The organism is Vibrio sp. 10N.222.48.A3 (assembly GCF_041475345.1).
Lineage (GTDB): Bacteria > Pseudomonadota > Gammaproteobacteria > Enterobacterales > Vibrionaceae > Vibrio > Vibrio tasmaniensis_A.
On record NZ_JBFRVX010001573.1, the window covers coordinates 1 to 610 of the forward strand.

Here is a 610-nt window from a genome sequence, read left to right on the forward strand (position 1 = left end):
TGTATCACGGGGGTAAATTCGACCTAGCTATCAGCACTCATACAACCCTGCTCTAGTTGCAAGCTTGCGCGCTAGCTTCACACATATAGTTATGAAGCATTTAGGATTCAGCTAGTTTTCTAGCCATAAGTAATTGTTAAACAATATAAAAATCTCGTATAATCGCTTTCACAAAGAACTAGATTGGAAGCTTTTGCATTAAAATCTAGAAACTGCCCCTTTTTTGTAAGAGATCTTATGGAAATCCTCGATGTTTCATGGACTGCAATAACCAAACTAATTCTTTCGGGTATTGGGCTATATATCATAGCGCCCATTTTACTCACTCTGAGAGATTTACTTATTACCAAATTAATTGAGCGTTTTCTCCTCAGTCAAACTATTAGAGATTCGATACACATGTGCGAGGCAGATCGCTGGCTGATAGACCATAAGTATAATGAACCAGTAATTATGGATCGTGGTCAACATTATATAGGTAAGAAGAAAGTCACAGAGAAGCAATATGAAAACTATAAGAGATGCATGTGGAAACACCATAAACGCTTTGGGTTGCTCGATTCAAAGATCCAATTTCGTGAAAATATAATAAATTATGTCATGAATCACT

General features: G+C 36.6%; 1 protein-coding gene. It reads left to right on the forward strand.

Annotated features, from left to right (window positions below; genetic code table 11):
• Positions 1-237 precede the first annotated feature (237 nt).
• A partial coding sequence (locus tag AB4653_RS27810) for a hypothetical protein (RefSeq protein ID WP_372105860.1) occupies positions 238-610 on the forward strand: 373 nt, incomplete at its 3' end.